At 63.2% G+C, this 26,383-nt stretch carries 28 protein-coding genes; 5 read left to right on the top strand and 23 right to left on the bottom strand.

Annotated elements, in window-relative coordinates; genetic code table 11:
• Nucleotides 1-373: 373 nt before the first annotated feature.
• Nucleotides 374-1,780: a flagellin N-terminal helical domain-containing protein gene (locus CKO15_RS05990; RefSeq protein WP_200193546.1), complete on the bottom strand. Its 1,407-nt coding sequence runs from the start codon at nt 1,778-1,780 to the stop codon at nt 374-376.
• A gap of 408 nt (nt 1,781-2,188) precedes the next feature.
• Between CKO15_RS05990 and CKO15_RS05985 the strand changes: the two genes are divergently transcribed.
• Nucleotides 2,189-2,815 (top strand): hypothetical protein, encoded by a 627-nt coding sequence (locus tag CKO15_RS05985; protein ID WP_200193544.1) that lies wholly within the window; start codon nt 2,189-2,191, stop codon nt 2,813-2,815.
• A 14-nt stretch (nt 2,816-2,829) separates the two neighbouring features.
• On the opposite strand, the gene flgL is transcribed toward CKO15_RS05985, so the two are convergent.
• From flgL to CKO15_RS05920, 13 genes are all read right to left on the bottom strand, one after another.
• Complete coding sequence (gene flgL, locus CKO15_RS05980) at nt 2,830-4,194, bottom strand: flagellar hook-associated protein FlgL (protein ID WP_200193542.1); 1,365 nt, start codon at nt 4,192-4,194, stop codon at nt 2,830-2,832.
• A 10-nt stretch (nt 4,195-4,204) separates the two neighbouring features.
• Entirely contained in the window at nt 4,205-6,376 is a 2,172-nt protein-coding gene (gene flgK / locus CKO15_RS05975) for a flagellar hook-associated protein FlgK (RefSeq protein WP_200193540.1), read from the bottom strand.
• Between the two features lie 57 nt (nt 6,377-6,433).
• A complete protein-coding gene (gene flgJ / locus CKO15_RS05970; RefSeq protein ID WP_200193538.1) occupies nt 6,434-7,453 on the bottom strand; it encodes a flagellar assembly peptidoglycan hydrolase FlgJ in 1,020 nt (339 codons plus the stop codon).
• Nucleotides 7,454-7,601: 148 nt separating this feature from the next.
• Entirely contained in the window at nt 7,602-8,720 is a 1,119-nt protein-coding gene (locus CKO15_RS05965; RefSeq protein WP_200193573.1) for a flagellar basal body P-ring protein FlgI, read from the bottom strand.
• Between the two features lie 88 nt (nt 8,721-8,808).
• On the bottom strand, nt 8,809-9,504 hold the full coding sequence (locus tag CKO15_RS05960) for a flagellar basal body L-ring protein FlgH (RefSeq protein ID WP_200193536.1): 696 nt from the start codon (nt 9,502-9,504) through the stop codon (nt 8,809-8,811).
• 137 nt (nt 9,505-9,641) lie between these two features.
• Entirely contained in the window at nt 9,642-10,427 is a 786-nt protein-coding gene (gene flgG, locus CKO15_RS05955) for a flagellar basal-body rod protein FlgG (RefSeq protein WP_200193534.1), read from the bottom strand.
• Between the two features lie 64 nt (nt 10,428-10,491).
• Nucleotides 10,492-11,232, bottom strand: coding sequence for a flagellar basal-body rod protein FlgF (gene flgF / locus CKO15_RS05950; protein ID WP_200193532.1), 741 nt, complete (start codon nt 11,230-11,232; stop codon nt 10,492-10,494).
• A 63-nt stretch (nt 11,233-11,295) separates the two neighbouring features.
• Nucleotides 11,296-12,522: a flagellar hook protein FlgE gene (gene flgE / locus CKO15_RS05945; protein ID WP_200193530.1), complete on the bottom strand. Its 1,227-nt coding sequence runs from the start codon at nt 12,520-12,522 to the stop codon at nt 11,296-11,298.
• Between the two features lie 96 nt (nt 12,523-12,618).
• A complete protein-coding gene (locus CKO15_RS05940; RefSeq protein WP_200193528.1) occupies nt 12,619-13,500 on the bottom strand; it encodes a flagellar hook assembly protein FlgD in 882 nt (293 codons plus the stop codon).
• A gap of 36 nt (nt 13,501-13,536) precedes the next feature.
• Entirely contained in the window at nt 13,537-14,121 is a 585-nt protein-coding gene (gene flgC, locus CKO15_RS05935; protein WP_200193526.1) for a flagellar basal body rod protein FlgC, read from the bottom strand.
• Between the two features lie 6 nt (nt 14,122-14,127).
• Nucleotides 14,128-14,529 carry a flagellar basal body rod protein FlgB gene (gene flgB / locus CKO15_RS05930; protein ID WP_200193524.1) on the bottom strand — a complete coding sequence of 134 codons (402 nt, stop codon included), beginning with the start codon at nt 14,527-14,529 and terminating at the stop codon, nt 14,128-14,130.
• Nucleotides 14,530-14,699: 170 nt separating this feature from the next.
• The gene (locus CKO15_RS05925; protein ID WP_200193522.1) at nt 14,700-15,509 is read right to left on the bottom strand and encodes a CheR family methyltransferase; all 810 of its coding nucleotides are present in this window, start codon (nt 15,507-15,509) and stop codon (nt 14,700-14,702) included.
• 34 nt (nt 15,510-15,543) lie between these two features.
• Nucleotides 15,544-16,485 (bottom strand): chemotaxis protein, encoded by a 942-nt coding sequence (locus CKO15_RS05920; protein WP_200193520.1) that lies wholly within the window; start codon nt 16,483-16,485, stop codon nt 15,544-15,546.
• Nucleotides 16,486-16,733: 248 nt separating this feature from the next.
• Between CKO15_RS05920 and flgA the strand changes: the two genes are divergently transcribed.
• From flgA to CKO15_RS05900, 4 genes are all read left to right on the top strand, one after another.
• Nucleotides 16,734-17,546: a flagellar basal body P-ring formation chaperone FlgA gene (gene flgA / locus CKO15_RS05915; RefSeq protein WP_200193518.1), complete on the top strand. Its 813-nt coding sequence runs from the start codon at nt 16,734-16,736 to the stop codon at nt 17,544-17,546.
• A gap of 175 nt (nt 17,547-17,721) precedes the next feature.
• Entirely contained in the window at nt 17,722-18,042 is a 321-nt protein-coding gene (flgM, locus tag CKO15_RS05910; protein ID WP_200193516.1) for a flagellar biosynthesis anti-sigma factor FlgM, read from the top strand.
• A 6-nt stretch (nt 18,043-18,048) separates the two neighbouring features.
• Nucleotides 18,049-18,570, top strand: coding sequence for a flagellar export chaperone FlgN (locus CKO15_RS05905; RefSeq protein WP_200193514.1), 522 nt, complete (start codon nt 18,049-18,051; stop codon nt 18,568-18,570).
• A gap of 138 nt (nt 18,571-18,708) precedes the next feature.
• Entirely contained in the window at nt 18,709-19,092 is a 384-nt protein-coding gene (locus CKO15_RS05900) for a hypothetical protein (protein ID WP_200193512.1), read from the top strand.
• 139 nt (nt 19,093-19,231) lie between these two features.
• On the opposite strand, the gene rplS is transcribed toward CKO15_RS05900, so the two are convergent.
• The 9 genes from rplS to hflK form a co-directional block, all read right to left on the bottom strand.
• Entirely contained in the window at nt 19,232-19,585 is a 354-nt protein-coding gene (gene rplS, locus CKO15_RS05895; RefSeq protein WP_200193510.1) for a 50S ribosomal protein L19, read from the bottom strand.
• On the bottom strand, nt 19,582-20,457 hold the full coding sequence (gene trmD / locus CKO15_RS05890) for a tRNA (guanosine(37)-N1)-methyltransferase TrmD (RefSeq protein WP_200193508.1): 876 nt from the start codon (nt 20,455-20,457) through the stop codon (nt 19,582-19,584). Before trmD ends, rplS begins: the two co-directional genes overlap by 4 nt.
• Nucleotides 20,435-20,956: a ribosome maturation factor RimM gene (gene rimM, locus CKO15_RS05885; protein ID WP_338036009.1), complete on the bottom strand. Its 522-nt coding sequence runs from the start codon at nt 20,954-20,956 to the stop codon at nt 20,435-20,437. The genes trmD and rimM overlap by 23 nt, the downstream gene beginning before the upstream one ends.
• A 17-nt stretch (nt 20,957-20,973) precedes the next feature.
• Entirely contained in the window at nt 20,974-21,240 is a 267-nt protein-coding gene (gene rpsP / locus CKO15_RS05880) for a 30S ribosomal protein S16 (protein ID WP_200193506.1), read from the bottom strand.
• Nucleotides 21,241-21,409: 169 nt separating this feature from the next.
• Nucleotides 21,410-22,708 (bottom strand): adenylosuccinate synthase, encoded by a 1,299-nt coding sequence (locus CKO15_RS05875; protein ID WP_200193504.1) that lies wholly within the window; start codon nt 22,706-22,708, stop codon nt 21,410-21,412.
• 2 nt (nt 22,709-22,710) lie between these two features.
• Entirely contained in the window at nt 22,711-24,018 is a 1,308-nt protein-coding gene (locus CKO15_RS05870; protein ID WP_200193502.1) for an ATP phosphoribosyltransferase regulatory subunit, read from the bottom strand.
• A 13-nt stretch (nt 24,019-24,031) separates the two neighbouring features.
• The gene (locus CKO15_RS05865) at nt 24,032-24,223 is read right to left on the bottom strand and encodes a DUF2065 domain-containing protein (protein ID WP_200193500.1); all 192 of its coding nucleotides are present in this window, start codon (nt 24,221-24,223) and stop codon (nt 24,032-24,034) included.
• Nucleotides 24,224-24,265: 42 nt separating this feature from the next.
• Nucleotides 24,266-25,174 carry a protease modulator HflC gene (hflC, locus tag CKO15_RS05860; protein ID WP_200193497.1) on the bottom strand — a complete coding sequence of 303 codons (909 nt, stop codon included), beginning with the start codon at nt 25,172-25,174 and terminating at the stop codon, nt 24,266-24,268.
• The gene (gene hflK / locus CKO15_RS05855; protein WP_200193495.1) at nt 25,174-26,379 is read right to left on the bottom strand and encodes an FtsH protease activity modulator HflK; all 1,206 of its coding nucleotides are present in this window, start codon (nt 26,377-26,379) and stop codon (nt 25,174-25,176) included. Before hflK ends, hflC begins: the two co-directional genes overlap by 1 nt.
• Nucleotides 26,380-26,383: the final 4 nt, after the last annotated feature.

Below are 26,383 nucleotides of genomic sequence, written 5' to 3'. Positions count from 1 at the left end.
AACGCGGGCCTACACCGCCTGGACAACAGCCCGCGCTCTTGCCCAAACGTATCGGCGCCCGCATCGAAAGCTTTAGTGGCACGGACAAACGCCGCGCCACCATCAGCGGCCTTCAGACTGCAGCCAGCATAGCGGGCCAGGGATCTTTCTAATCCAGCCTCAGCCCTGCACCACCCGGCAACGGATCCTTCGGCTTCAGGTACCTCTCCTCTCTACCTAAACGCCTCTCCTCCCTCTTATCCTAGCCACCTCTTCGGAGGCACCACCCTTCAGAAGCAGCTAGAAGTCACAGCTTACAGGCGATCAACCATCAACAAACTCCGCACGGCTCGCAGGGCCCGAGGGGTCAAGTCGGGCCCTGCTCGCCCGCTCTTCATTGCAACAGCGCCAACACGCTTTGCGGACTCTGGTTGGCTTGCGCCAACACCGACGTGCCAGCTTGCTGCAGGACATCCGCCCGAGTCATCTCGGCACTCTCGCGAGCGAAGTCGGCATCAAGGATGCGCGAACGAGAAGCCTCCATGTTCTCGGTGACGTTCTGCAAATTGCTGGTGGTCGCCTCGAAACGGTTCTGAATAGCACCGAGGTCAGCACGCGCCTCGTTGATCCGACCCAGTGCAAAATCGACGGTCCGGATGGCGTCGTCGGCACTCTGACGGGTCGTTACATCCAGGGCGTTCGGACCGCTGACCGTGGTGGTCCCCGACTGAATCAGTTCGCCGCCCTCATCAGCCAGCCCCAACTCAGTCAGCAGATCAGCGTCACCGCCGAGAGCAATCGGCCGATCGACACTGGTGGCCAGCTGCACGCCACGCTCAAAACGAACCGCTGCGTCGTCCTCTAGCCCGATGGGATTGTTGTCACCTGCCTCAATGCGGAAGTCCGACTCGGAGATGAACTGCACCGCATCATCGCCGGCAGCAACCGCTCGAACACCAGTGTCCTGAGAGGCCCGGTTAACCTCATCGACGAATTCTTGCAGAGTCGCCTCGGAACCGACACCAACCCGCGTGCCGTTAATCGAGATCGATCCACCATCCGCTGGTGAGGTAAAATCAAAGACCTGACTCTCAGCGCGGTCGGCCCGGAAGGCCTGTACTCCGGTTCCGCCAGCGGCTGCGTTGATGCGGTCGACAATATCGGAGACCTCACGGGCATCATCAACGCTGATGCTGACCCCATTGATGCTGAAGCTGCCCTCGAAGCCGAGATCACCGTAACTGCCGTCGGTCAGCTCGCGCTCAACCGCACGACCGTCGAGGATCTCCGCACCCAGGTTGTGCCCGCGAACGTCCAGACCCGCCACGTTGATGCTCTGCGCTCGGTTGGCACCGACCTGGAAGACCAGCTCACGCAGCGAACCGTCGAGCACGTTCTGATTGTTGAACTGCGTCGTCTGGGCAATCCGGTCGATCTCCATGATCGCCTGCTGCACCTCGGCATCCAGCGCGCGACGATCTGCCGCGGTATTGGTGTCGTTTGCCGACTGCACGGCCAGCTCACGCACCCGCTGCAGCAGGTTGCCCATCTCCTCCATCGCCCCTTCTGCAGTCTGGGCAAAGGAGATGCCGTCGTTGGCATTCCGCTCAGCCTGCCGCATGCCGTTGATCTGCGAAGTGAAGCGCTCGCTGATCGCAAGGCCGGCGGCGTCATCCGAAGCCGAGTTGATGCGTTTACCCGAGGACAGACGCTCCAAGGCCTGCTGCTGATCGGCCTGTGACGCGTTCAAATGCCGCTGACCTGTCAGCGACGCAATATTGGTGTTGATGACCTGTGCCATAGCTCTTCTCCTCTCACTTCGGTTGCCGAGAAGGCCAGGGCGGCGACTGACTGCCGCTCATGAGCACCCCACTTCCGCCTTCACCTTCCCTATCGGCCGCAAGCGGCAATCCTTAACCCCCTTGCCGGCAATTTTTTTCCGCCAGACGGCGACCTTGTACTTCGCGCTTCCGCTCGCACACCGCGCGTATCGCCCGCACCTGCGGGCAGACTGGTCGCCTTTACCCTGGGCATGGACAGCATGCCACGAACTGCCGGCAAAGGGAAACCGTTTTCCGGCTGCGGGGGGCATTTTTTTTCCGCAAGGATGCCGTTTGCCGCCTTGCCGCGCGCAATCAAGAGCTGGCAGTGGCTGCCGATAAAAGGGGGGATGAGCGTTTACACACCAGGGAGAGCAGGGAGAGGAGGCATGGGACGTCGCTGCTTAACAATTCTGATTGCACTAGCTGGTGGCTGCATCCTGGCCACTCCGGCGGCAGCCGAACGGGTCTACTACCAGCACAACCTCTACGGTGGATTCGACGCCGGCAAGTGGTACTTGCAAGCAGATGAGGAGACCGTGTACGACGCCTACAGCATCGCCGCTGTCATCGGTATGGTTCGCCGCCAAACCCCTGTTGTCCGCGTCGAGGCGCGTATCGCGACGGGGCGCAGCGATGAGGTGGCCGGCACTGAAGCCAAACTGGACTGGACCCACACCACGCTGGTCGGTCTTTCGCTTTACCACGGCGCCGACTGCCACTTCGACATCATGGGCGGCGTGAGCAGCTATAGCATCGACTGGCAGCAGGGCAACGGGAAGCAAACGGAGATCGATCTGGCCTATGGTGCCGAACTGGGCATTCGAACCGGCTCAAGCACCCTCGTCACATTGAGTGCGCTCTGCTACTCAGGCACCGAGAACTGCTTTAGCAGCAGCAACGAACGCCTCTACAGCGTAAACCTCGGTGTGCGCTGGCTCTTCGGACCTGAGTTCTTAAGCGGCGGGATTGAGCGCGCACGGCGCGAGGCCGAGGAGTGGCGGCGACAGCGCTAGCCGCCCAGAAGCCTCTATAGATAATTGAAAAGACTTAGATTTTGAACCCTGCCGAAGGTCGCCTGCGCGGCCTCTAGGCCGGTGAGCTGCTTGTGGAAGCGGCCCGTCGCCTCGGCGTAATCGAGATCCTCTTCCGAGGAGATGGTGCCGTGCAGATCAACCAAGGCGGCGTGGTTACTCGCCCGCTCGGTATCGAGGGTCGAGAGCCGCGCCCCCACTTCGGCACGCGTGTGGAACATATTCTCTAACGCGAGATCGATATCCCCGAGCGCGCGGTTGACCGAATTGCGAAAACCAGCCCCCTGCCCCTGCTCCTCAAGGGCATGCACCAGCTGATGCACTGTATCGAAGATCGACTGCGGGCGACTGGTCGAGACCGTGAAGGTGTCACCGTGCTCTGGCTCCCCATCGACCTGGACACGCACCCCCTCCTCGATCTCAATGGCGCTCCCGGGCCTATAGCGCGGGTAGTCTTCGATACCGCCGCGCGCTTCCGGCTCGGCCTCCAGGCTTCTCGCCGCACCTTCCCCCCTCTCCCGGGGCTCCTCCATACCCCTGGCCCTAGCCGCTCCCTCCTCTGATCCATCACCATCATCCGCAAGGGCCGCACCGGAAGCTGGATGAACGCTCTCCCAGGAGTCGGTGCTATCCTGACGGCGCTCAATCGCGTAGCGTAGATCGCCATCATCATCCTCGATAAAACGCAGCCGGTAGTCGTACTGCGGATCGAGCCGACGCACCCCCTGATCAACCACGGTAACCACACCGCTGCCACGGTTTTCTACATTCTCGTAGGCCTGGAAGTGACCATTGCCGTTCGGCACCTTCATGAAGGTGGAGAACCCGGAGTGGTCGACCGCCATCGAGCGCCCGGGACCCACTCGCACCTTGCGGGTGTTTTGATCACCGTGGTACTCGACCCGGCCATCAGGCTGCATATTAAAAGGCCGGGTGCGCGTCTTCGCACCAGCAAAGAGATACTCGCCATTGCCATCGGTGCTGTTGGCCACCTGCATCAGCTGATCGTAGCGCTCGCGAATCTCCGTAGCGATGTAGGCGCGTGTCTGCCGATCCTGCGAATCGTTTGCCGCCTGAACCGTCAACTCACGAATCCGCTGTAAGTGGTGGCTCGCCTGATCGATCGCGCCTTCGGACATTGAGAGACGGTTGCGCGCCATATCGCCGTTGCGGTTGAACCGCTCAATCGAGGAGACGGTGCGCTCTAAGTCGAGCACCCGAGCGGCCGAAGAGGGATCGTCCGAGGGCCGCAACACACGCCGTCCACTCGAGAGCTGATTCTGGCTCTCATTGAGCGCCGTCTGCTGGCCGCTCATGTTCTGCACGCCGGTGTTATAGACGTGGCTGGTCGATACCCGCACGGCTTACCTCCTAGCGACGCACCGAGTTGAGGAGTTCCTGAAAGACCTGATCGGCGCTGGCAATGATCTGCGCAGCGGCCTGGTAGGCTTGTTGATACTCCATCATGTTGGCCGCTTCCTCGTCGAGATTGACCCCAGAGAGCTCCTCCCAGTGCTCTTCGGCCTGGCGCAGCAGCGTCTGCTGGGCATCGCGATTGGTCTGTATGCGCTGGCTGTAGGCGCCGATATCACCGACCATGGCGCTGTAAGCCTCCTGGAAGGTGCTGTTGCCGTCGTCCATAAGCGACTGATCCATCAGTTCGGCCATACGCAAAGCGTTGGTATTATCGCCAATGCCGTCGTAATTGCCAGTGATCTGGAAGCGATCGCCCGGATCGGGAGCCCCGGAAATGCGCACGGTCACATCGAGCTCGGCAGGGAGATCTTCGGAAAGCAAACGGAGACGTTCAGACTCATCGCCGCTGCTGCCGCCGCCCAACAACCGCGCCATCTCCTGCCGCCCCTCGCCGTCGACGCCAGGAAAATGAACATACTCCGAGTTGACCTTCTCACTGAGATCAATCTCCTGGCCCCGCTCTGGATCGTCCGGATTATAGGGGAAACGCGCATTCGGAACCGGCTCATCACCGACATAGAGCTGGAAGTAGCGCTCTCCGTCCGGGTTCACCGTGTACTCCAGGAAGATCCCGCGGCGCAGCGGTCCGTCATCCTCCAGAGCGCGCAACACCCCGGCCATATCACCGACCTCAGGGGGGCCGATCCGTCCCCGCCCGGTGTTGCTGCTCTGGCCTTCGGCGCTCACGGCCTCACCGGTTAGGGCCGGGGCGGCGGCTGCAACTTGAGCGGGGCGCGAGAGCAAGGTATCGATCCCCGAGGCTCCCGCCCGGGTCGGCTCAATGCGGAAGCGATCGCCATCTTCAGCCGTTTCGCCAAGAAGGGCCGCCTGCCGCGGCGACGGCACTTCAATCTGTAACCCGTTGAGTCGATAGCGACCGTCGGCATCGGCCTGCACGTCCTCACCAAGCACCCAGCGCTGACCGCTATCAGCCCGCAAATGCCACTGCTCGCGCGAGCCATCGTAGCGCAGTTCGTAGTTTTCGCGCTTAAGCTGACTCACGTTATCGTCGTCGATCGTGACCTGCGGCACCGCGCTGCCGCGATTATCGCGGTGACTTTGAACCTGCACTTTGCCGACCTGGAAGAAGTCCCGCCCCGGCCGCGGCTCGCCACTGTCGAACTGCACACCGCGCCTATGCTGGGTGTTGAGCTCGGTTGCCAGCGCAGTCGCCACCCGCCCGATCTCATCCCGCGTCTTATCGAGCACGCCATCACGGAACTCAATCAGCCCCCCGAGTGAACCGCCGCGAATCCGATCGGTCACGCGGACTTCGCGATCGCCGATCTGCATCGCCAGCTCAGCACGCGCGCCGTCGTAGGGGTTACCGACGACCTTAAGGTCGTTGTGTCGATCCCCAGTGACCAGCGGCTGCCCGGTACCGACACTGACGTTCAGCGATCCGTCATCCTGGCCGATCACCCGCACGGCCACGAGCTCTGACAGCTGCCGTATCTTCTCATCGCGCTGATCAAGTAGATCGTTCGGAGGCCGCTGCGGGTTATGCCAGCGGCGGCGAATCTCGTTATTCAACTCGGCGATCGACTCACCCAGGGCGTTGACGTGTTCCGTCTTTTGTGCCACCCGCCGCTCAACGTCGTGTTCAAGCTCACTGAGGCGGTTATCCATCGTTCCGAAACGATCGACCAGCGCCTGCCCACGGGTTAGCATGAGCTGCCGGGTGACGGTGTTCGACGGGTCGTTGGCGACCTCCTCGACCGCATCAAAGAACTGCCTAAGGGCTGGACTCAACCCGGCGTCCTTGTCGGCAACCAGATCATCGACGCGAGCGACCATCTCGCGCAGATTATCGAGCCGTTCAAACTCGGCGTGGTTGCGCCGCAGCGCTTCAACCCGCGACTCTTCGCTCAAGCGCTGAATCGTCTGAATCTGCGCACCGGTCCCAATCGCCCCGCGGGCAAAGTAGCGCGGCGTCGTCGTATCCTGCTCGACGCGCTGCCGGCTAAACCCGTCTGTATTGACATTGGAGATGTTATGCGAGGTCGTCGACAACCCGCGTTGCGACGCGCGCAGCCCCGAAATGCCCGTATTGAGTATATCCGCCATAGCTCTGATCCCTATGAGGCCGCCGAACCCACCGACCCTCAGCTAATTTGTCGTCACTCACTCGGAAATCTTGAGCAGTTCACCACCGGCCCAGACACCGTAGCCATGCTCACCATCCAGCGCCATGATCCGCTCAAGCTTGTCGGCGTAGGCCGGATCCGTAGCATAGCCAGCCTCTTGTAGGGCGCGCACAAACTGCCGCGGATCGTCGCCGGCCAGTAAAGCCTGCTGATAACGCGGGTTGCGCTCAAGGAAGTCGACATAGTCGGCAAAGCTCTCATCAACCGATGCGTAGGCACGAAAATCGGCCATCTCACGCTGCGGAATACCGCCCCGGTACTCCAAGGTCGGCACCCGTACCGAATCTCCCTGCCAGGCCGCGGTATGCGCTTTGATGTTGAACAGGTTATGCGAGCTGCGCCCGCTGCCATCTTGAATAACGTGCTGTCCCCAGCCAGTCTCCAACGCCGCTTGCGCCACCAGGGCCACGGCAGGCACGCCCAAGCGCTCCGCAGCCTGACGAGCTGCCGGGGCGATATCAGCCACAAATTCACGCGGGCTACTCCACGCCGTCCCTTTGCCTCCGAGCCCACCCGCCGTCGGCTCGGACGGCTCCGCCCGCTTAGCCGGCGCGGCCCGTTGCAGAGCCGCTGCCCCCTCCTCGGTCACCCCATCAGCCGGCTCACCACGCCGCACCGCCACGGCCGCTGGAACCGGCGCACGGCGGTAATCGGAGAGTTCACGCGGGCCACCGTGAACCTGATCGGTCTCAAAACCGGCGTTAGCCCGCAACTGCTCCTCGATCATCGGCGCCAGCCCCATCCCTTGACCCCGGGCCATCTGCAACGCGACTTGCCGATCGAAGAGGCTGCGGTAGGTCTCCTCGGCGTTGCCGCCGAAGAAACTATCGCCAGGGGTCGCAGCGCGCATCTGCTTGAGCATCATTTCAACGAAGACCGCTTCGAACTGCTGCGCGACCTCACGCAGATCCTGCTCAGTCGGCTGCTGCAACCGCCCACGCAGCTGGTGCAGGCCCTGCGGATCAATCGCGTTGCCTAAGCTCCCTGCCTCACGCATCGCCTGCCCCCGCTATCGTCGGCTCACTGCCTTCGTCCCCACCAATATACACCACTGACATACACCGGTCTCACCGCTGCTCCGAGCCGAAGATGCGGTCCCGGCCCCATAGCGAGGACCACACCTCCGGCCAAGGTCAGCTTTTGTTTTAGATCACGGTCAACTCAGCGCGCAGCGCTCCAGCTCGCTTCAGCGCCTCAAGGATAGCGATCAGATCGCCGGGGCCAGCACCGACGCTATTGATAGCATCGACGATCTCGTTGAGATCGGCCCCCGGCTCGAAGACGAAAGCCGGGTTGCCGCCTTCGACATCGCCGAATTCCTCATTCGGCGCCAAGACCGGCTCATCGAGCCCAGGCGGGGCGGCGGCGACCTGCTGCGCTGGGGCGGCCCCAATGGCAACTGTTAAGTTGCCGTGGCTGACTGCCGCTGGCCGCACCCGAACCCGCGCCCCCATCACGATGGTGCCGGTGCGCGAATTGACGATCACCCGCGCTGGCGCCTCACCCGGTTCGACGTGCAATTCCTCAAGATAAGAGATGAAGCTGACCCGCTGATTGGCATCGGCTGGCGCCCGCACCCGCACCGAACCGGCATCACTCGCGCGGGCGGTGTTGGGACCAAGGTGGTGATTGATCACCTCGGCCATCCGGCGCGCGGTCGTGAAGTCGGGATTGTGCAGATTGAAGACCAGCTCACCGCGATCACCAAAACCGCTCTCGATCGAGCGCTCGACCATGGCTCCGCGCGGAATACTCCCGCCAAGGTGGTTTTCGACCGGCAATTCGGTGTTCTCGGCGCCAAAACCGCCGACGATCACCCCGCCTTGGGCAACGGCGTAGACCCGCCCATCCGAGCCACGCAGCGGGGTCATCAACAACTCTCCCCCCTGCAGGCTATCGGCGTTCCCCAGCGAAGAGACCTTGACATCAATCTGCTGCCCCTCGCGCACGAAGGCCGGAAGCTCGGCGGTTACGATAACGGCCGCGGTATTATCCGACTGCGGATTGACGTCGTGCGGAATATTAACCCCCATCTCCGCCAGCATCGAGCGCACGCTCTGCTCGGTAAACGGGGCGTTATCCCCCGTACCATCAAGTCCAACCACCAGGCCGTAGCCGACCAGCTGATTGCTCCGCACCCCAGCCACCGAGGCGATGTCTTTGATTCGCTCCGCCGCCGCCGCACTGGCCGCAACCAGGCCCAGCGTCAGCAAGCCGCCCAGCACCAACCCGCGCACTACTCGCCGCGAAAGCTGCGAAGCCATCTTAATCGCCCTCTTGCCGCTCATCGCTCTCCTCAGCCCCCGCTGACTGCCGTCGCCGCCAACGCGCCGCCAATCTCTGCCCGCTGCGCTAGCGCCCCATGAAAAACCGCGTCGTCCACCCTGGACGCGCCGCATCGCCGATCGTGTCGCTGCCTGTGTAGGCGACCCGCAGCTGTGCCACCCGGCTCGATGAGATCTCGTTGTTGGCCCCGACATCGTCCGGGCGCACGATACCGGTGAGGGTCAAGTACTGCTCGCCTTGACTCGCCGTGACCGCCTTCTGACCGCGGATGATCAATTGTCCGTTGGGCATGGTGTCGACGACCATAGCCGTAATCGTCCCCGACAGGCTTGTGGTCTCATCGGCGTCACCCCCCCCATCGAAATTGGCCTCGCCACCGTGCTGGAAGGTCATCGGCCGCCCGGCCACCTCGAACTCCTCGCCGCCGATTTGCAGCGCCTGCAGATCGCCCTCCGCCTGGCGGAACATATTTGCGTTCACCGAACGACTGCCACTGATCTCCTCCTCGACGATCACCGTGATCACATCACCGGGACGGCGTGCGCTGCGATCCTCGAATAGGCGCATACGCCGATCCTCATCGAAGAGCGCGCCACGCGGCGACTCAGCCAAATCGGGGAGTTGCACCCGCGGAGCAGTGATCGGCGACGGCCCATTCTCAGGAGGCTCGACAGTTCCTGCACACCCCCCGAGCACCGCCAGCAGCGCGCCCACCAACGCGGCTCGCAGAAGCCCACCTGCCCACTCGGCTTGCCGCCCCATCGAGACACCTCCCACTCAACACCTCATCCGACCGGCCCCACGCCGCCGCCGCCAACACGCAGCACCAGAAACCATCACCTCGCACCTTGTCCCGAGCACAATCAGGCGCGATCCGTTGCAGTTACTCTACCTGTTTGTTAGACGTTCTGATTCATAAACTGCATCATCTGATCGGTCGTCGAGATAGCCCGCGTGTTAGTCTCAAACCCGCGCTGCGTCTCGATCATCCTAACCAACTCCTCAGCAATATTGACATTCGAGGTCTCCAGCGCCCCCTGCATCAGGGCACCGAAGGCATCCTCTCCCGGTGCGCCGATCACCGGCGCCCCACTGGAGGCAGTCTCCTGGAAGAGATTCTCACCGATCGGCTGCAGCCCGGAAGGATTGATGAAATCGGCCAAATCGACTTGCCCGATCTCTTGCGGATCTGGGTCGTTCGGCATCTTCGCCGTCACCGTGCCGTCGCGCCCAATGGTGATCGACTCGGCATTCATGGGCACCTCAATCGTTGGCTCAAGCAGGTACCCACCTGACGTCACCAGCTGCCCCTGCTCGTTGAGCTGAAAGGCCCCATCACGGGTATAGGCGATCTCACCATCCGGACGCAGCACCTGAAAGAAGCCCTTCCCCTGAATCGCCATATCGAGGTTGCGCTCGGTCTGCTGAATATTGCCCTGCGAGTGGATCTTCTCCGTACCAACGACTCGCGAACCCGTGCCGAGCATCAGCCCCGAAGGCAACATGGTGTCCTGGCTAGAGCGCCCGCCAGGCTGACGCACGGTTTGGTAGAAGAGATCCTCGAAGTTCGCCCGGTCCTTCTTGAAACCGTTGGTATTGACGTTCGCTAAGTTATTCGACGTCACCTGCATGCTCTTTTGCTGGGCGTCGAGACCGGTCTTGGCCACCCAAAGCGCGGGATTCATGGCCTATCCTCCATGTTGTAGTGGGCGCGATCTAGTTGCATCTGCGTCTGTTGCCCCGGCACGATCAAGCCGGATGCCTAAGCAGCTGAGCGCTGCTCTGGGCGTTCTCCTCGGCGGCCGTCAGCATCTTGATATGCGTCTCGAACTGCCGGGCGTGATCGATCATCGTGACCAGCGCCTCGGCCATGTTGACGTTGCTGCCTTCGAGGGCGCCGGCACGCACGCGCACACTGGCATCATCCAGCGCCGGCTCACCCTCAGCGTGCCGCATCAGGCCATCCTCGCCCTTGATGAGCTGCCGCGGGTCGGGGTTAACAAGACGCAGCCGGTCGACCTCAATCGGTGCCTCCGGTGCCTCGCGCGGAATCGCCGTAATGACGCCATCGTCGGCGATCTCGATCTCGCTATCCGGCGGGATCGAAACCGGGCCGTTCTCCCCCATCACGAGGTGGCCATCGCCAGTGCTGAGCACTCCCTGTGCATCGGCCTGGAAATCGCCACGCCGCGTGTAGGCCTCATCGCCGTTGGGCGCCTGCACCACGAACCAGCCGTGATCTTGAATCGCCACATCGAGCGACCGGTCGGTCGTCATGATTGAGCCCGGGGTGAAATCCGTGCCAGCCCGCAGCTCCTCCGCATAGGCGCGCGTCGGAAAACCCGGGCCATACATCGGCGCCTGGAAGAAGCTATCGAGGTCGGCACGAAACCCCGGTGTATTGGCGTTGGCCAGATTCTGGTTGTTGTGGTGCTGCGCTTGCAGGGTATGTTTCGCCCCGGTCATCGCGATATAGAGCTGACGATCCATGACATCCTTCCCGTCTGAGCCACACTGGGGTGCCGCCTAACAATGAACCCGAGCTAGCCTGCCCTAGCGAATTTGCAGGATCTCTTGCGTCACCTGATCCTGGGTCGAGATCATCTTGGCATTGGCCGAGAAGTTCCGCTGCGCGGTAATCATGTTGACCAGCTGCTCGGAGACCTCGACATTCGACTGCTCAAGCGCCCCCGCCTCAATGCGCCCAAAGCGCCCCTCGCCAGGAACACCGACCAGTGGATCGCCGGCCTCGGCAGTCGCCTGCCACGAGGTCTGGCCAGCGTTTTGTAGCCTCTCCTCGGAGGGGAATCGGGTCAGCGCCACCATACCGACGGCTTGCCGTTCGCCGTTGCTGTAGCGCGCGTAGATCGTACCGTCCTTCTCGACGTTGACGTTCTCAAACTCACCGGCCGTGTAGCCGTCTTGCGAGATCTCCGTCACATTGAACGGGCGGGCAAACTGCGTCACGCCGCCGAAATCGATCTCGGCAAGCAGCGGCTCGACCTGTGCAGCAAACTCTCCTTCAATCTCTTGCATGCCGTCGCCGAGCAGATTCCCCGCCCCATCGAACTCCAGCACCTGCGGCTCGCCAAAGAGCGCCTCCTGGTCATCCGGGTCAAGCCCGCTAATCTCAGTAAAGACGCTCCACTGATTCTCCCCGCTCTTCACGAAGTAGAAGGTCGCATCACGCGCAGAGCCTTGCGAATCATAGAAAGTTGTCGTCGTGGACTCGTTGAATGTATTGGTATCCTCCGGATCAAAGAGAGCCGGATCTAAAACTTCGGCATCAGCGTTGAGATTTGCACTGAGCTTGGCGCTCTCGGTCGCACTCGCTGCAATACCCTCGGTCGGCACCCGCAAGAGATCGTGGCCATCACCGACACGATTCCCATCATCATCGGTACGAAAACCCGTAAGGTTTCTGCCGGCATTGTTTACGATGTAGCCGTCACGGTCGATCTCGAACTCACCGGCCCGCGAGTAGGTGATTTCCCCTTGCTCTTCAAGCCGAAAGAACCCCCCACCCTCAACGCCCAGATCAAGACTGCGCTCGGTGAAGTCAAACGCTCCCTGGTTAAAGAGCTGCCCCACGTTGGCTAGGCGCGACCCTTGACCAATGGCCAGGTTAGGGACCCCCATCGCCCCCATGGCGAACAGATCGTTAAACTCGGCGCGCGACTTCTTAAAGCCGGTTGTGCCCGCGTTCGATAGATTGTTGCTCGTCGTCTCCAAGTCCTTCGACGCGGAATTGATCCCGGTCAGCGCAATATTGAACGACATAGTGGCTCTCCCTTCAATCCTAACCCAACTTTTGACAGTTAAAGAACACCCGATGCCCCAACAGCCGAAGCACGCAGCCTCGCGCAGCCCATCTCCCTAGCGCACCCGCTTCACATCGGCCAGCGACATCTCACCGAGGCCGACCACATCAAGCTGCGGCGGCCGCCCCCCCTGTCCCATCGAGACACTCGTGACCGGCGCACCGACCAGCATGCTGACCGAACGTCGATCTTCCCCATCCTCAACGTAGGCCCGCACGCGGTACTGCCCCGAGGGCAGACGCCTCCCGTCGTCGTTCGTGCCATCCCAGGAGAAGGGCCGCTCACCCTCTTGAACCTCGCCCAACTGCTCGTAGTAGACCCGCTCGCCGGCTTGGTTTTGGATCTCAATCGTCAAATTCGGGGCCGACTGCTCAAGCTGCAGCAGCGCCTGTAGTTCGCCCTCCTCGGGCAGATATCCCTTATCGCCCTCGGTCAACACCTCCCGCCCAATCAACTGCGCGGCACGCAGCGACTGATCCGAACGCATGTGCTCGAAAAAGCTGCTGAAGTCCGACTGCAACTGATGAATCCCGGAGGCCGTTGCAAACTGCGCCAGCTGCCCCATCATCTCGCTAGGATCCTGCGGGTTCATCGGATCCTGGTTCTTGAGCTGCACCATCATCAGCTCCAGGAAGTCCTCGTGGCCGATGCTCTGCCGATCCTTCTCATCCTTGTCCCGGCTGCCGGAGACGCGCAGCTCCTCGGGCACGCGCTCCTCGAACGAACGCGGTACAGCGCTCTCGCGCCCGCCCAGCTGCATGCCGCCGCCCGCAGCACGCGCCTGCGGCTGCCCCGAGGCGGCGGCCTCGGAGGCTCCCCCCGTCGGCGCCGAAGCGCCCCCAGGCTTCTCCCCACCACCTCCGGCAGGGGCCTGACCCGACTTAGCACTCGGCTGAGCCGCGGCCGCATTGCCCATCAACTGTGCAGGGTTCAGCATCTCCACACTCCTTTACGCCGCTGCCCGGACGCGCCTCTAGCGGCCAAGCCGCAGGGTCTCCATCATCAGGTCGCGCGAGGTATTCATCACCTCAATGTTGTTCTGGAACGAACGCGAGGCCGAGATCATGTTGGTCATCTCTTCGACCGTGTTGACGTTCGAACGGTAGACATAGCCGTTCTCATCGGCCATCGGGTGGTGCGGCTTGTAGATCGGCTCAATCTCCGCGTCACTCTCCACCACCCCCGGCATGAAGACCGGCACGCTCGGCGAGGGACTCGCCCAGGGGTCGTGCAGCGGCGCATGGTGCGTGCCGTTTAGGCCGGCCGGGTGGGCACCGAAGAACTGGCGCTGAAAACTGACCGGACTGACCCGGTCGACCGGCCCGCCGCGTTCGGCCCAATTCGGCGTCGTCGCCGGCTGCGGCCCGCCCTGCCCGGGGTAGCCACCCTGAGCGTGGTGCAGCGCCGCGGCAAAGACCGGTTGACGTGAACGATAGGCCTCTTCCGGACTGCCGGCGACCGTCTCGGCATTGGCCAAGTTACTGGCGATGGTGTTGAGCCGCAGCTGCTGGGCATTCATGCCGGTTCCGGCAACATCAATGGCGTGCATCAAGGACATGAACGATCACTCCCCTCGGATAGCGCTCGTCAGCGAGCGGATGCGGCTGTTCAGGAACTCGAGCGTGGCCTGATAGTTGATCGCGTTCTCGGCAAACTTGGCCTGCTCGACGTGCATCTCGACGGTGTTGCCATCCAACGCTGCGCCGTGCGGAACCCGGTATAAAGATTTCGGATCGCCTGCCGTTACAGAGGAAGGCGGCTGCAGATGCTGGCTGTGAGTCACCCGCAGCGGCTGCGCCGAGGGCGCCGTCGCCTCGCGCATGGCGGTACGAAAGTCCATATCGCGCGCCTTGTAGTTCGGTGTGTCGGCGTTGGCGATATTCGAGGCCAGCAGCTCGTGGCGCTCACCGCGCAGACGCAGCGCGTTTTCGTGTGTGCTGAAGGCTTGATCGAGCCCAATACGCATGGCGCAGTCCTTCGGTTGGTTTCCGTAATCAGCCCATGGGTCCCCTTTGCACGTCTTGTGCCAACCGGGGCCAGGCAATGAAAGCAGGGAGTTAGGGGAAGAGCTTGCCGTGAAAGCGGCAGGAGGTTGCCGCTTTTGCCGGAAAAAGACTACCGCCCGGCAGGGCCGACTTAGCCGCGGCGATAGACCACGCCGCCGCCGAGACGCAGCAGCTCGAAGGCCTCCGAGTGGCGGGAGAGCGACTCTGATGCGCCGACAATCAAGTAGCCACCCGGCTTAGTCGCCTGCGCGATGCGCTCGACGATGTCGCGGCGAGAGTCCCAGCCGAAGTAGATCAGCACGTTACGACAGTAGACCAGGTCAAACCGACCAAGCCCGGCGTAACTCTCAAGTAGGTTGTGCACCCGGAACGAGACCCGGCGACGGATCTCCGCCTTGACCTGCCAGGTATTCTCACCCACGGCGTCGAAAAACCGCTGCTGTCGCTCCGAGGCCAGCCCACGACTCGCGACATTGGCCGTATAGCGAGCCGCGCGCGCCTGCTCAATCATCGCCGGAGAGATGTCAGTGCCGACGATCTCAGCATCGAGTCGCCCACCGGCGGCCCGATACTCTTCGATCGTCATGCTGATTGAGTAAGCCTCCTGCCCGGAAGAACAGGCCGCCGACCAGATGCGGAGACGCCGCGCGCCTTGCTTCTCCATCTCGGGCAATAAGTGCTTACGCAACACCTCAAAGGGGTAAGCATCGCGAAACCACTGCGTCTCATTGGTTGTCATCGCCTCGATGACTCGCCCTTTGAGATCCGCCGTAGGGCGCCGCTCCAGCGCCCGCACCAGGTCGCCGAGGTCAGGAATTCCCTCTGCCTGCAGCACCGGCGTCAGACGGCTCGCCACTAGGTACTGCTTGTTATCGCCCAGCACGATCCCGCAGGCACGCTCTAAGAATTGCGCAAACGCCCGGTAGTCCTCGTCTCTCATCAACAGCTCGGCCAAGAGCTCCCCCTTATGGCAACTAGACGCCGACACCGAGCGCATGAAGACGCGCGCGCACTCGATCCGCCAACTCGTCCGCTTGGAACTTGGCAAGGAAATCGTCGGCCCCGACGCGACGCACCATCTCGGTATTGAACACCCCGCTCAAGGAGGAGTGCAGCAGCACGTAGACCGAGGCAATGCGCTCGTCCTCACGCAGCCGCGCAGTCAAAGTGTAGCCATCCATCACTGGCATCTCGATATCTGAAACAACCATCAGCAGATCGTGCAACCCGGAAGGCTCCTCGCGAGCCCAGCTTTTGAGCTGTTCGAGCGCTTCGCGGCCGTTATTCTTCGTAACCACCCGCAGCCCGAGATCGTCGAGGGTGCGCTGAATCTGAGCCAGCGCCATGCGCGAGTCGTCGACCACCAACACTTTGTAATCCTCGGCGCCGACAGCGGGCGCAACCCCCCCGCCATCGGTCGTGCGCGGATCGGCACCGCTCTCCCGCTGCACCTCGGCGAGCACCTTTTCGACATCGACGATCTGGATCATCTCGCCTTCGTAACGGGCCACGGCCGTAAGGTAAGACCCGGCGCTCCCGCCACTTGGCGGCGGCAAGACATCCTCCCAGTTGATGTTGATGATCCGGTCGACACCGCCGACGAGGAAACCTTGAACCTGGCGATTATACTCGGCGATTATGATGTAGTTGCCCTCTTCCTTATGGATCGCCTTTCCGGAGGTGGCAAAACTGAGATCGAGCACCGAGAGCGTCTGCCCGCGCACGTAGGCAATCCCCCGCGATGCCGGATGGGCGTGCGGCACCTCGCTGAGTTCCGGGGCCGGGATCACTTCGCGCACCTTGAAAACGTTGATCCCGTAGCGCTGCCGCCCTTCGAAACGAAAGAGCAGCAGCTCCATTCGATTCTGGCCGGCCAGGTGAGTGCGCTGGTCGACGGAGTCTATAATTCCGGCCATGATGCTCCGAGCTCCTCAATCGCTGTAAGGTGTCAAACCACGCCCAGCAAGCCACCCAGGCCACAGTGCAAGTGTCACGGCAGACGTCACGCCGCCACCGGAGCAGACCAAGGTCGTGATCGTAAAATGAACCCCGCCCCCACCCAGCATCCTGGCCCTCGGGCCGGGCAATCGCCATTATACTTGATATCCTCGGGTTCCTGTGACCAGCCACTTTTGACCGATCACTTTATACCGGTCACCTTATCATGGTAATCCGCGACCACCGCGAGGGAAAGATGCTGCCACACCCTTTCCGTCGACGCTGGAGACGCCGCCGCCGCAGCGTCGCCACAGTCACCAGGCCACTGCTTATCAGCACCCTCGGCGGTGTCCTAGCACTGCTCGGCCAGCTCGCCACTGCGCTGGCGGCGGAAGCGCCGCGGCAGTCGCCGGCGGCAATCGAACACGCCGCCGAAAGTTTCCTGCGGCAAGCACTTGCCGCCGAGTATGAACATTTCGAGGTCAGCGCACGCGGCGTCGATTCTCGTCTCAGCCTGGAGGCCTGCGACGATACGCTCGAGGCTTTTATTCCGCATGGACGCGATGCCGCACGGGCGAGCACAGTCGGGGTCCGCTGCACCGGCAGTGTCCCGTGGACAGTCTACGTCCGCATGGAGATCGAGGCACAGGCCAAGGTCGCCGTCGCCGCCCGCCTCCTGCGCCGCGGCACCGTACTGCGTGCGGGCGATCTACGCTTGGCTGAACGCGACGTACGCCGGATGCACAGCGACTGGTTCACGGACTCAGAAAGCCTGATCGGACTGGAAGTGCAGCGCACCTTGCGTGAAGGCTCACCGATACGCTCCCGCGATGTCGATCAACCGCTGCTCATCCGCCGCAACGATCGCATCCGGATCCAGGGCGGCAGCGGCGGGCGCGTCAGCATCACCGCGCGCGGGCGCGCCCTTGAGGACGGTCGCGAGGGTGAGCGAATCCGCGCAGAGAACATCGACTCGGGACGCGAGGTCGAGGGGTGGGTCATTGATCGCGGCACCATCCAGATTGGGCCTCGTCCCTGATCCGACGGTTGCGTCCCGCCGCCAATTCGGTCAAAGTAGGCAACCGAGAGTGATGGCTTAAGCTCGCTTAAGATCCCGCCCAGCGTGCCGATATACTTTCACAGAGGAGGTCTTGCCGTACAGCACGGAGGTGACTGCGCGAGACCACTAGCGGAACAGAGCTGAGGAGAGCCCGATGTCCAATCCGATCGAAGGGGGCCCGCGCCCCATCGGGTCCACGGCGGCACAGCCGGGTAAGGGGCATAAGGTCAACGACCCAGGCCACGGTGCAACGGCAGCGACGCCTCTGCGTAAACACGGGGGGGGTGCCGACGAGGCCGCCGCTTCAGAGCGCCTTCAAGGGGTGCGTGAGCGCATCGACCAGACCCCCGAGGTCGACCGTGAGCGCGTCGAGGCGATCAAGGCAAAGATCGCCAACGGCGACTACCCGATTGACGCAGAGAAGATTGCTCGCAAATTTGCACAATTCGAGGCCCTGATTGAGGCCGAGGGGTAGGCCGCGGTGAGTGATGGCGCCGAGCCCGTACCCAACCCCCGTCAAACAACACCGATCGAGCAGCCGGAGCGGCTGCGGCGTCGAGTGGAACGCTGTCGCGAACGCGCCTTAGCACTGGCCCACACCCTCGATATCGAAGCCGAGTACCTTGCTCAGCGCCGGCTGGAGGGATATGGGGAGTTGTTGCAACGCAAAGACGAGCAGATTCAAGCGCTTGAGGAGGCAGAACGCAGATTGCGGCGTGCTCTCAACGCTGCGGACCTGCCGGCCGGACGCGAAGGTGTGCGCATGGCGCTGCGCCGCGCCCCGGCAGAACTGGATGCCGACTGGCAGGCGCTGGAGCAGGCCTTGTACGCCATTCAGGCACGCAACGAGGCCAATGGCCGCATGATCTACCGCAATCTCGAGCACGCCCGCAGGGTTGTCGATCTGATCGCCGGCCTGCACGAGCACCAGGATGAGCTGACGTACGGCACCAACGGGAGTTGCAGCGCGACGCAACGCAGCCGTAAGATCACAGAGGCGTAGCGAGCCCCGGGCGCACGCACCCAGGCCGCGGGTGAGCTGTGCTCGCTCGACTCGACGACCGAGTACACCGAGCACCGACCCAGCGACCACCCACCGTTCGGAAAACCAACGTGTTGCAGGCACCGGGAGGCGGCAATCATGACCGACATCGACCCTGCCGGTATCCACAGCGAATCGGCCCGCCCGAGTTACGGTGAGCATCTTCAGGAGCAACGCCGCGAGGAGGCACTGCGCTCACCTGCCGTAATCGACGAACAGGCACGCGACCGCGGGCTACACGGCACCGAAGGCACGGCGACATCACCAGCGAACGCTCCCGGCGAGGCCGTCGCGGTAACCGCTCACCCGAACAATGCAGCGTCGACCAACACGGTCCGCAACCCAGAGCAGGCGCGCGAACTGGCCGCTGAGACCCGTGACCGCATCCTTGAATCACCCCGGGAGGCGGTTGCCTCGGTGCGCGACACGGCACAGGAGCCGGGTGCTACCCGCATCAGCCGGGCCATCGAGGCCCTCAGCTAGGACCATAGGCCAGCGCGAGACGATCGACCCGGACAAGATCAGGTCAGCAAAGAAGGGGAGCGGGACCCAGCGGCTGACCCGCTCGCCGCCGAGGCGCGACGGTGGCGCCGGATCGGCGCCCCGGATCGATTACCCCGGATCAGTTAATTTTCTCTTTAATCCGCGCCGCCTTGCCACTGAGTTCGCGCAGGTGATAGAGCTTAGCCTGGCGAACATCGCCGCGCCGCTTCACCGCAATGCGCTCAATCTGCGGACTGTAGGTCTGGAAGACCCGCTCCACGCCCTCGCCGTGCGAGACTTTGCGCAGCGTGAACGAGGAGTTCAGACCGCGGTTGCGTTTGCCGATCACCACACCCTCAAAAGGCTGCACCCGCTCGCGCCCGCCCTCGCGCACCCAAACCTGCACCAGCACTGTATCGCCGGGCCCGAACTCGGGCACTTCGTGCTTACACGCCTCAATCTGCTCCTGCTCCAACTCGTCGATGATATTCATCGCGATTCCCCTCGCTCTTGCATCTCTTCTAGTGGACCATCTCGACCGCTGTTATCGCGATCCGCCTCGGCAGTAGCGCGAAGCTCGTCGTCCCGCTCGCCGGCGGACCCTAATGCGCGATACTCGGCAATGTATTCATCCAACAGTCGCTGCTGCTGCGGCTCCAGGGCTCTCCCAGCGAGCAGATCAGGGCGCCGTAACCACGTCCGCCCGAGGGCCTGCTTAAGCCGCCACTCCGCCACCGCCCCGTGATCGCCCGAACGCAGCACCCCGGGAACCCCCCGCCCAGCGAAGACCTCCGGGCGCGTATAGTGAGGATGATCAAGCAATCCGGCAGCGAATGAGTCTTCACGCGCCGAATCGGCGTGCCCCAAGGCCCCAGGGAGCAGACGCACCACGGCATCAATCGCCACCATAGCCGGAAGTTCGCCACCACTGAGCACATAGTCGCCGATCGACCACTCCTCATCGACCTCGGCTTCAAGTAGCCGCTCATCAATCCCTTCATAGCGGCCACACAACAGCACCAATCGCTGCTGTCGGGCCAGCCGTACCACCCCGGCCTGATCGAGCCGCTGCCCCTGCGGGCTCAGATAGATCACGCGCGCGGGCCGCTCATCGGCCGCCCGCGCCGCAGCCACCGCAGCACGCAGCGGAGCCCCCTTCATAACCATCCCGGGACCGCCACCGTACGGTCGATCATCGACCGTTGCATGGCGATCCTCGGCGTAGTCACGCGGGTTCCAGAGCACGACCTCGGCCAGCCCGCGTTCGACCGCCCGGCTTACGATACCAAATCGAGCGACCTGCGCCACCAACTCTGGAAAGAGGGTGATGACGTCGAACCGCTTAGAAATCGGGGTCCCAGTCAACCTCGATGACCCCCGCTTCCTGGTCCACGCGCACTACCGAGTGGCCGAGCACAAACGGGATCAGGCGCTCGCGCTCGCCGTGGACGACCAGCACGTCGTGGGCGCCGGTCTCGATCAGATGATCGACCACTCCGAGCTCGACACCAGCCTGCGTACGAACCCGCAGCCCTTGCAAATCAACCCAGTAGTACTCACCATCGGGCAACTTGGGCAGCGCATCGCGGGCGATCCGGATCGTACTGCCGAGCCATCGGCGCGCCTGATCACGATCATCGACACCCTGCAGCTTAGCGAGTAAGCCCTTGCCCTGCCGTTTCCCGTCTTCAAGAGTCAAGACGAGCGAACCCGCACCGCCGGGGTCCTCAAGTCGCCACTCGGAGTAACGCAGCAAGTTCTCTTTCGGCTGGGTGTAGGCGTAGACCTTCAGCCAGCCCTGGACACCGAACAGGCCGACAACACGACCCACGGCAAGCCACGCTTGCTCCCGGTGCTGCCCCACGATCCCGCAATCGCCGCTTATTGTGCGACAGACTGCTGCTGCGCGCGCTCCGCGTCGCGAATCAACTTAGCGACCCGCTCGCTCGGCTGGGCCCCCTTTTCAATCCAGCGCTTCGATCGCTCCAGATCGAGCTTGTAGGGGGCCTCCTGCCCGGCGGCCACCGGATTCAGAAAGCCGAGGCGCTCAATAAAGGCACCGTCGCGAGGCCTTTTCGAATCACTCACCACCACGTGGTAGAAGGGACGCTTTTTCGATCCTGCTCGTGCCAGTCGAATGGTAACCATATCCGCCTTAAACAATTGCCGTTGAACCCTAGAGTTTGCCCCGCCTGGGGGCACCTAATCCTCGGGACGCAGCGACAACGAGCCCAGCCCGCCCCGACGTAAACCGGGCATTGTACGCGCTTTCACGCCAAAGGGAAGCCCCTGTGTGCTGTTCAAGCCCGCCCACCTCTCAGGCGAAGGGGCTCTCGCGTACGATCGTCTCACGCCGATCCGGCCCCGTCGAGACGACCGCAATCGGCACCCCGATCAGCGTTTCAATCCGCTCGAGATAGGCGCGTGCCGAGGCCGGTAGCGCTTCATAGTGCTCGATACCACTCGTTGGCTCACTCCACCCGGGCAACTCTTCGTAGATCGGCTCGCACTCGGCGAGGGTCTCGACCTCCGCCGGCAGGGTATCGCGTTCCACCCCGTTGCAACGATAGCCGACGCAGACCCTGAGCTGCTCAAGGCCGTCGAGGACATCGAGCTTGGTGATACAGAGCCCGCTGAGGCTGTTGATCTGAACCGCCCGGCGCATCGCTACGATATCGAGCCAACCGCACCGCCGCTGCCGCCCGGTCGTCGCCCCGAACTCCCGCCCGCGCTCACCGAGATAGGCCCCCATCGCATCATCGAAGCCGAGCTCGGTCGGAAAAGGACCGTGGCCGACTCGCGTCGTGTAAGCCTTGGTGATACCGAGGACGTAGTCGACGGCACGCGGGCCGACGCCGGTGCCGGCCGCCGCTGCTCCGGCGCACGTATTCGAGGAGGTCACGAAGGGGTAGGTGCCGTGATCGATATCGAGCAGCGTCCCTTGGGCCCCTTCGAAGAGGATGGAGTGCCCAGCCTGCATCCGTGAACTCAGCAGCGCGCCGCTATCGGCGACCAGCGGTGCCAAGCGCTCACCGTGCTGCAGCGCCTCATCGAGCACGCGCTGGAAATCGAGCGTTGCGGCCCCGTAGTAGCGCTCCAAAATAAAGTTATGGTAGTCGAGCAATTCACCGAGTTTGGCCGCTAAGCGCTCGCGATGGAAGAGATCAGAGAGGCGAACCCCGCGGCGTGCCGCCTTATCCTCGTAGGCTGGACCGATGCCGCGCCCGGTGGTGCCGATGGCCGCCTTGCCACGGGCCTTCTCACGGGCCTTATCGAGCGCGATGTGGCTCGGCAAGATCAGCGGGCACGCGGGGCTGACCCGCAGACGCTCGGCCGCAGCAATCCCGCGCGCACTCAGGGCGTCGATCTCCTCGAGCAGGGCAGCGGGTGAGAGCACCACGCCATTGCCGATGACACAGGTGACCTCGGGACGCAAAATCCCCGAAGGGATCAGGTGCAAAATCGTCTGCTCACCATCGATCACCAAGGTGTGACCGGCATTGTGGCCGCCCTGGAAACGAGCAACAACTTGCGCATGCTCGGTCAGCCAGTCGACGATCTTTCCCTTCCCCTCGTCACCCCACTGGGTGCCGACGACCACCACATTCTTGCCCATGCTTACATGGCCTCCACTTCCCAACGCCCATTGCGGGCCACAAGACGCCGATCACACCCTTGCTCTCCCGGTCCGACCGGTTCGTCTGTGCCCTCTGCTGTCCCCTCTACCCTCGTCGACTCGTGACCGAGCCGCTGCTGCCGCTCTTTCGGCCCGCCATCGTCTCTCTGCTGCGGCTCTTCCGGCCGATCGGGCGGCAGCTGCCACACCACCCGCTCCCCTTGCTGCCGCAGCCTCTGCACCTGCTCCAGAAGCGCTGCATCCTCCCCCCATGGCGCCAAGATCCCTCCGCCGGCTGCCGAGGCCGCCGCCGCAGAGCCGCCGCCCAAGGCCAAGAGCGTCTTTAGATCAGTGCTGTAACCGGTCGCCGGACGCGGCCGACCGAAAGCGCGGCCGATGCCGTCGTAGCGCCCACCACGCGCCACCTCCTGCGGATGATCGGGGACGTAAGCGGCAAAGACCAGCCCCGTGTGGTAGCGGTAGCCACGCAACTCACCCAGATCGAAGCAGAGGTCGAGCCACGGTGCGCGCCGAGCCAGACTATCGGCGAGGCGCTGCAGCGCCGCCAGCGCCTGATCGAGGGCCGGATCGATGCCGCGCAGCGTACCCTGGGCTTCGGCCAAGACCGCATCGGCAGCGCCGTGCAAGCGGGCCAAACTCGCCAAACGCTCGGCTAGCCGCGCATCACCGACTCCGGCCTGTGCCAACACGTCCGCCATCTCATCGACCGCCTTACGCTGAAGGGCATCGTAGAGTGCCCCCTCTTGTCGCGCATCGAGCCCGGCCTGCGCACTCAAGGTGCGGAAAAAACCAACGTGGCCGATGTCGAGATGCAACGCTTCAAGCCCGGCCGCTCGCAGCGTCTCGAGCATCAACGAGAGGATTTCAAGATCGCTCTCAATGCCGGCGTGACCGTAAAGCTCGGCGCCGAGCTGTAAGGCGTTGCGGCTGCCCGCCGGTCCCTCGGGGCGGGCCTGCAACACGCTACCGAGATAGCACAAGCGCGTCACCCCAGGGCGGCGCAACTGATGGGCATCGATGCGTGCCGCCTGCGGGGTGATATCGGGGCGCACCCCGAGCATCCGCCCCGATAGCTGATCGGTGATCTTAAAGGTCTGCAGGTCGAGATCATGCCCCGTGCCGCTGAGCAGCACTTCGATAAACTCGACGAAGGGCGGCATGATCAGCTCATAGCCCCACACCGTATGCAGATCGATAAGCCGTCGGCGCAGCGCCTCGGCCTGTGCGGCCTGCGGCGGCAGCAACTCGTCAACCCCATCGGGGAGCAACCAAGGAGCCTGTCGTTCCATCAACACCGTTCCATCAACTGCGGACCAAGTAGAGCAGCAGCACGCCGAGGCCCATAGCGACTAAACCGATCGCACGTAGGCTGCCGTCGTCCATCTCGGCCGCCTGTCGCATCGCCTCGCGAAACATCCCCGGACTCGCTGCTGGCATGATCCCTTCTAAGACCAGCAGCAGAGCGACCGCGGTCAGCAGATCTTGGATGGCCATCGCCGCACGCCTCCCCGTTGCCCTGCTGACCGCCCGCGCCCCCTACTCCTCAAGCCGTGCCGCCTCAAGCTGCGACAGACCGGGTACGCCTCCGCCGTCAAAGAAGCGGAAGAACTCCGAGTTGGGGGAGAGCACAAAGAGGTCGTTGCCACTCTGGAAGGCCTGACGATAGGAGCGCAGACTGCGCTGGAAGGCGAAAAACTCCGGCTCAAGGCCGTAGGCAGCAGCGTAGAGTTCGGCTGCTCGGGCATCCCCTTCACCGCGCATCTGTTCACCGTCACGATAGGCCTCGGCCAGGATGACCGTGCGCTGACGATCGGCCTCAGCGCGGATGCGCTCACTCGCCTCGTCACCGCGCGCCCGGATCTCACGGGCGACCCGCTCCCGGTCGGCAACCATACGCTCGAAGATCGAGTCGGTGACGTCTTCCGGCAGATCGATCCGCTTTAACCGCACATCAAGCACCTCAAGGCCGAGGCTCTCTGCGGCCTCAGCGGTCTCAATGCGCAGAATGTCCATGATCTCGACCCGTTCACCGGAGATAATATCCTGCACGGTGCGACGACCGAACTCGGCCCGCAGACCGTCGCGAATGATCTCGCGCAGACGCTGATTGGCGCGCTCCGGCTCACCGCGCACGGTCATGTAGAAGCGCTCGGCATCTTGCACGCGCCACTTGACGAACGAGTCGACGATGAGGTTTTTCTTCTCCGCCGTCAGGAACCGCTCCGGCGACTCATCGAGGTTCTGTACGCGCGCATCGAACTTGCGCACGTTATTGACAAAGGGGAACTTAAAATGAAGCCCCGGGTCGTAGTCGGACTTCACGACCTCACCGAGGCGAAACTTCAGTGCGACCTCCTTCTCGGAGACGGTAAAGACCGAGAAGTAAGCAAGCACCGCGGCGACAGCCAGCAGGGGCAGCACGACGTTTTGGATACCCTTTCGCATCACCGCATCCCCCTATCCCGCAGCGCCTCACGAGCCCGCAGCGTCGGCGTGACCGCATCGCGTTCAGCAGGCAGATCGAGATGGTCGGCCAGCTGTGGACCGGCCCCACTCTGCCCGCGCTCTCCCATTAGACGATCCAGGGGCAGATACATGAGCGATTGGCTCGCCTCACTGTCCAGCATAATCTTCGGTGCCTTGCCTAGAATCTCCTCCATCGTCTCAAGGTAGAGACGCTGGCGTAGCAGCTCCGGGGCGTTACGATACTCAGCGACCAAAGCCTCGAAGCGCGCCGAGTCACCCTCGGCGCGAGCGACGACCTGCTCGCGATACCCCATGGCCTCCTCACGAATCCGTGCCGCCTGACCCTCGGCGCGCGGCAGCAGTTCGTTGGCGTAGGCCTGCGCTCGGTTGATCTTGCGCTGCTCGTCCTCGCGTGCCCGAATGGCATCTTCAAAGGCCGGCTGGACCTCCTCCGGCGGCTGGATATCCTGCACCGCAACCTGCACGACGCGCAGCCCGGTCCGGTAGGTATCCATGACATCCTGGAGCAGGCGCTGGGTCTCGCGGGCGACCTCAGTACGCCCCTCAGTCAGCACAAAGTGCAGGTCGCGCTTACCGACGATCTCGCGGATCGCACTCTCGGTGACCTGCTTCAGCGTGCCGTCCGGCATGCGGAAGTTAAAGAGGTAGAGGAAGGGATCGTCGATTTGATACTGCGCGGCGATGCGCACGTCGACGATGTTCTCATCGCGCGTGATCATCAACGCCTCGTGCGGCAACGGACGCGACTGCCCCTGCAACGACTCGTACCCGATCTCAGCGATCCGCCGCTGCTCGACGTTGACCCGCTCCACGGTCCCGATCGGCCACGGCCAGTGCCAGTGCGGCCCCGGTGTGGTCGTCTGAGCGTAGCGCCCGAAGGTCAGCTCGACGCCGCGCCACCCCTGATCGACAATGTAGATGCCGGAGAGGCCCCAGACCACGAATGCAGCACCCGCCAGCAAACCGATGCCGACACGGCCCGGACCCCGCGGGGACGGCCCCTCGCCATCGCCGGAGGCTCGTCCACCGCCAAAGAGGCCACCGAGCTGATCGCGCAGCTTGCGAAAGACTTCATCGAGATCCGGCGGCCCACCGCTGCCGCCACCTCTCGGGCCACCACCCCACGGATCGCGGCCACCGCCGCCGGGTTCATTCCACGCCATTCAG

The organism is Halorhodospira abdelmalekii (assembly GCF_016583625.1).
Lineage (GTDB): Bacteria > Pseudomonadota > Gammaproteobacteria > Nitrococcales > Halorhodospiraceae > Halorhodospira > Halorhodospira abdelmalekii.
The sequence above is the reverse complement of the archived record's forward strand: the minus strand, read 5'-3'. Positions and strand labels throughout refer to the sequence as shown.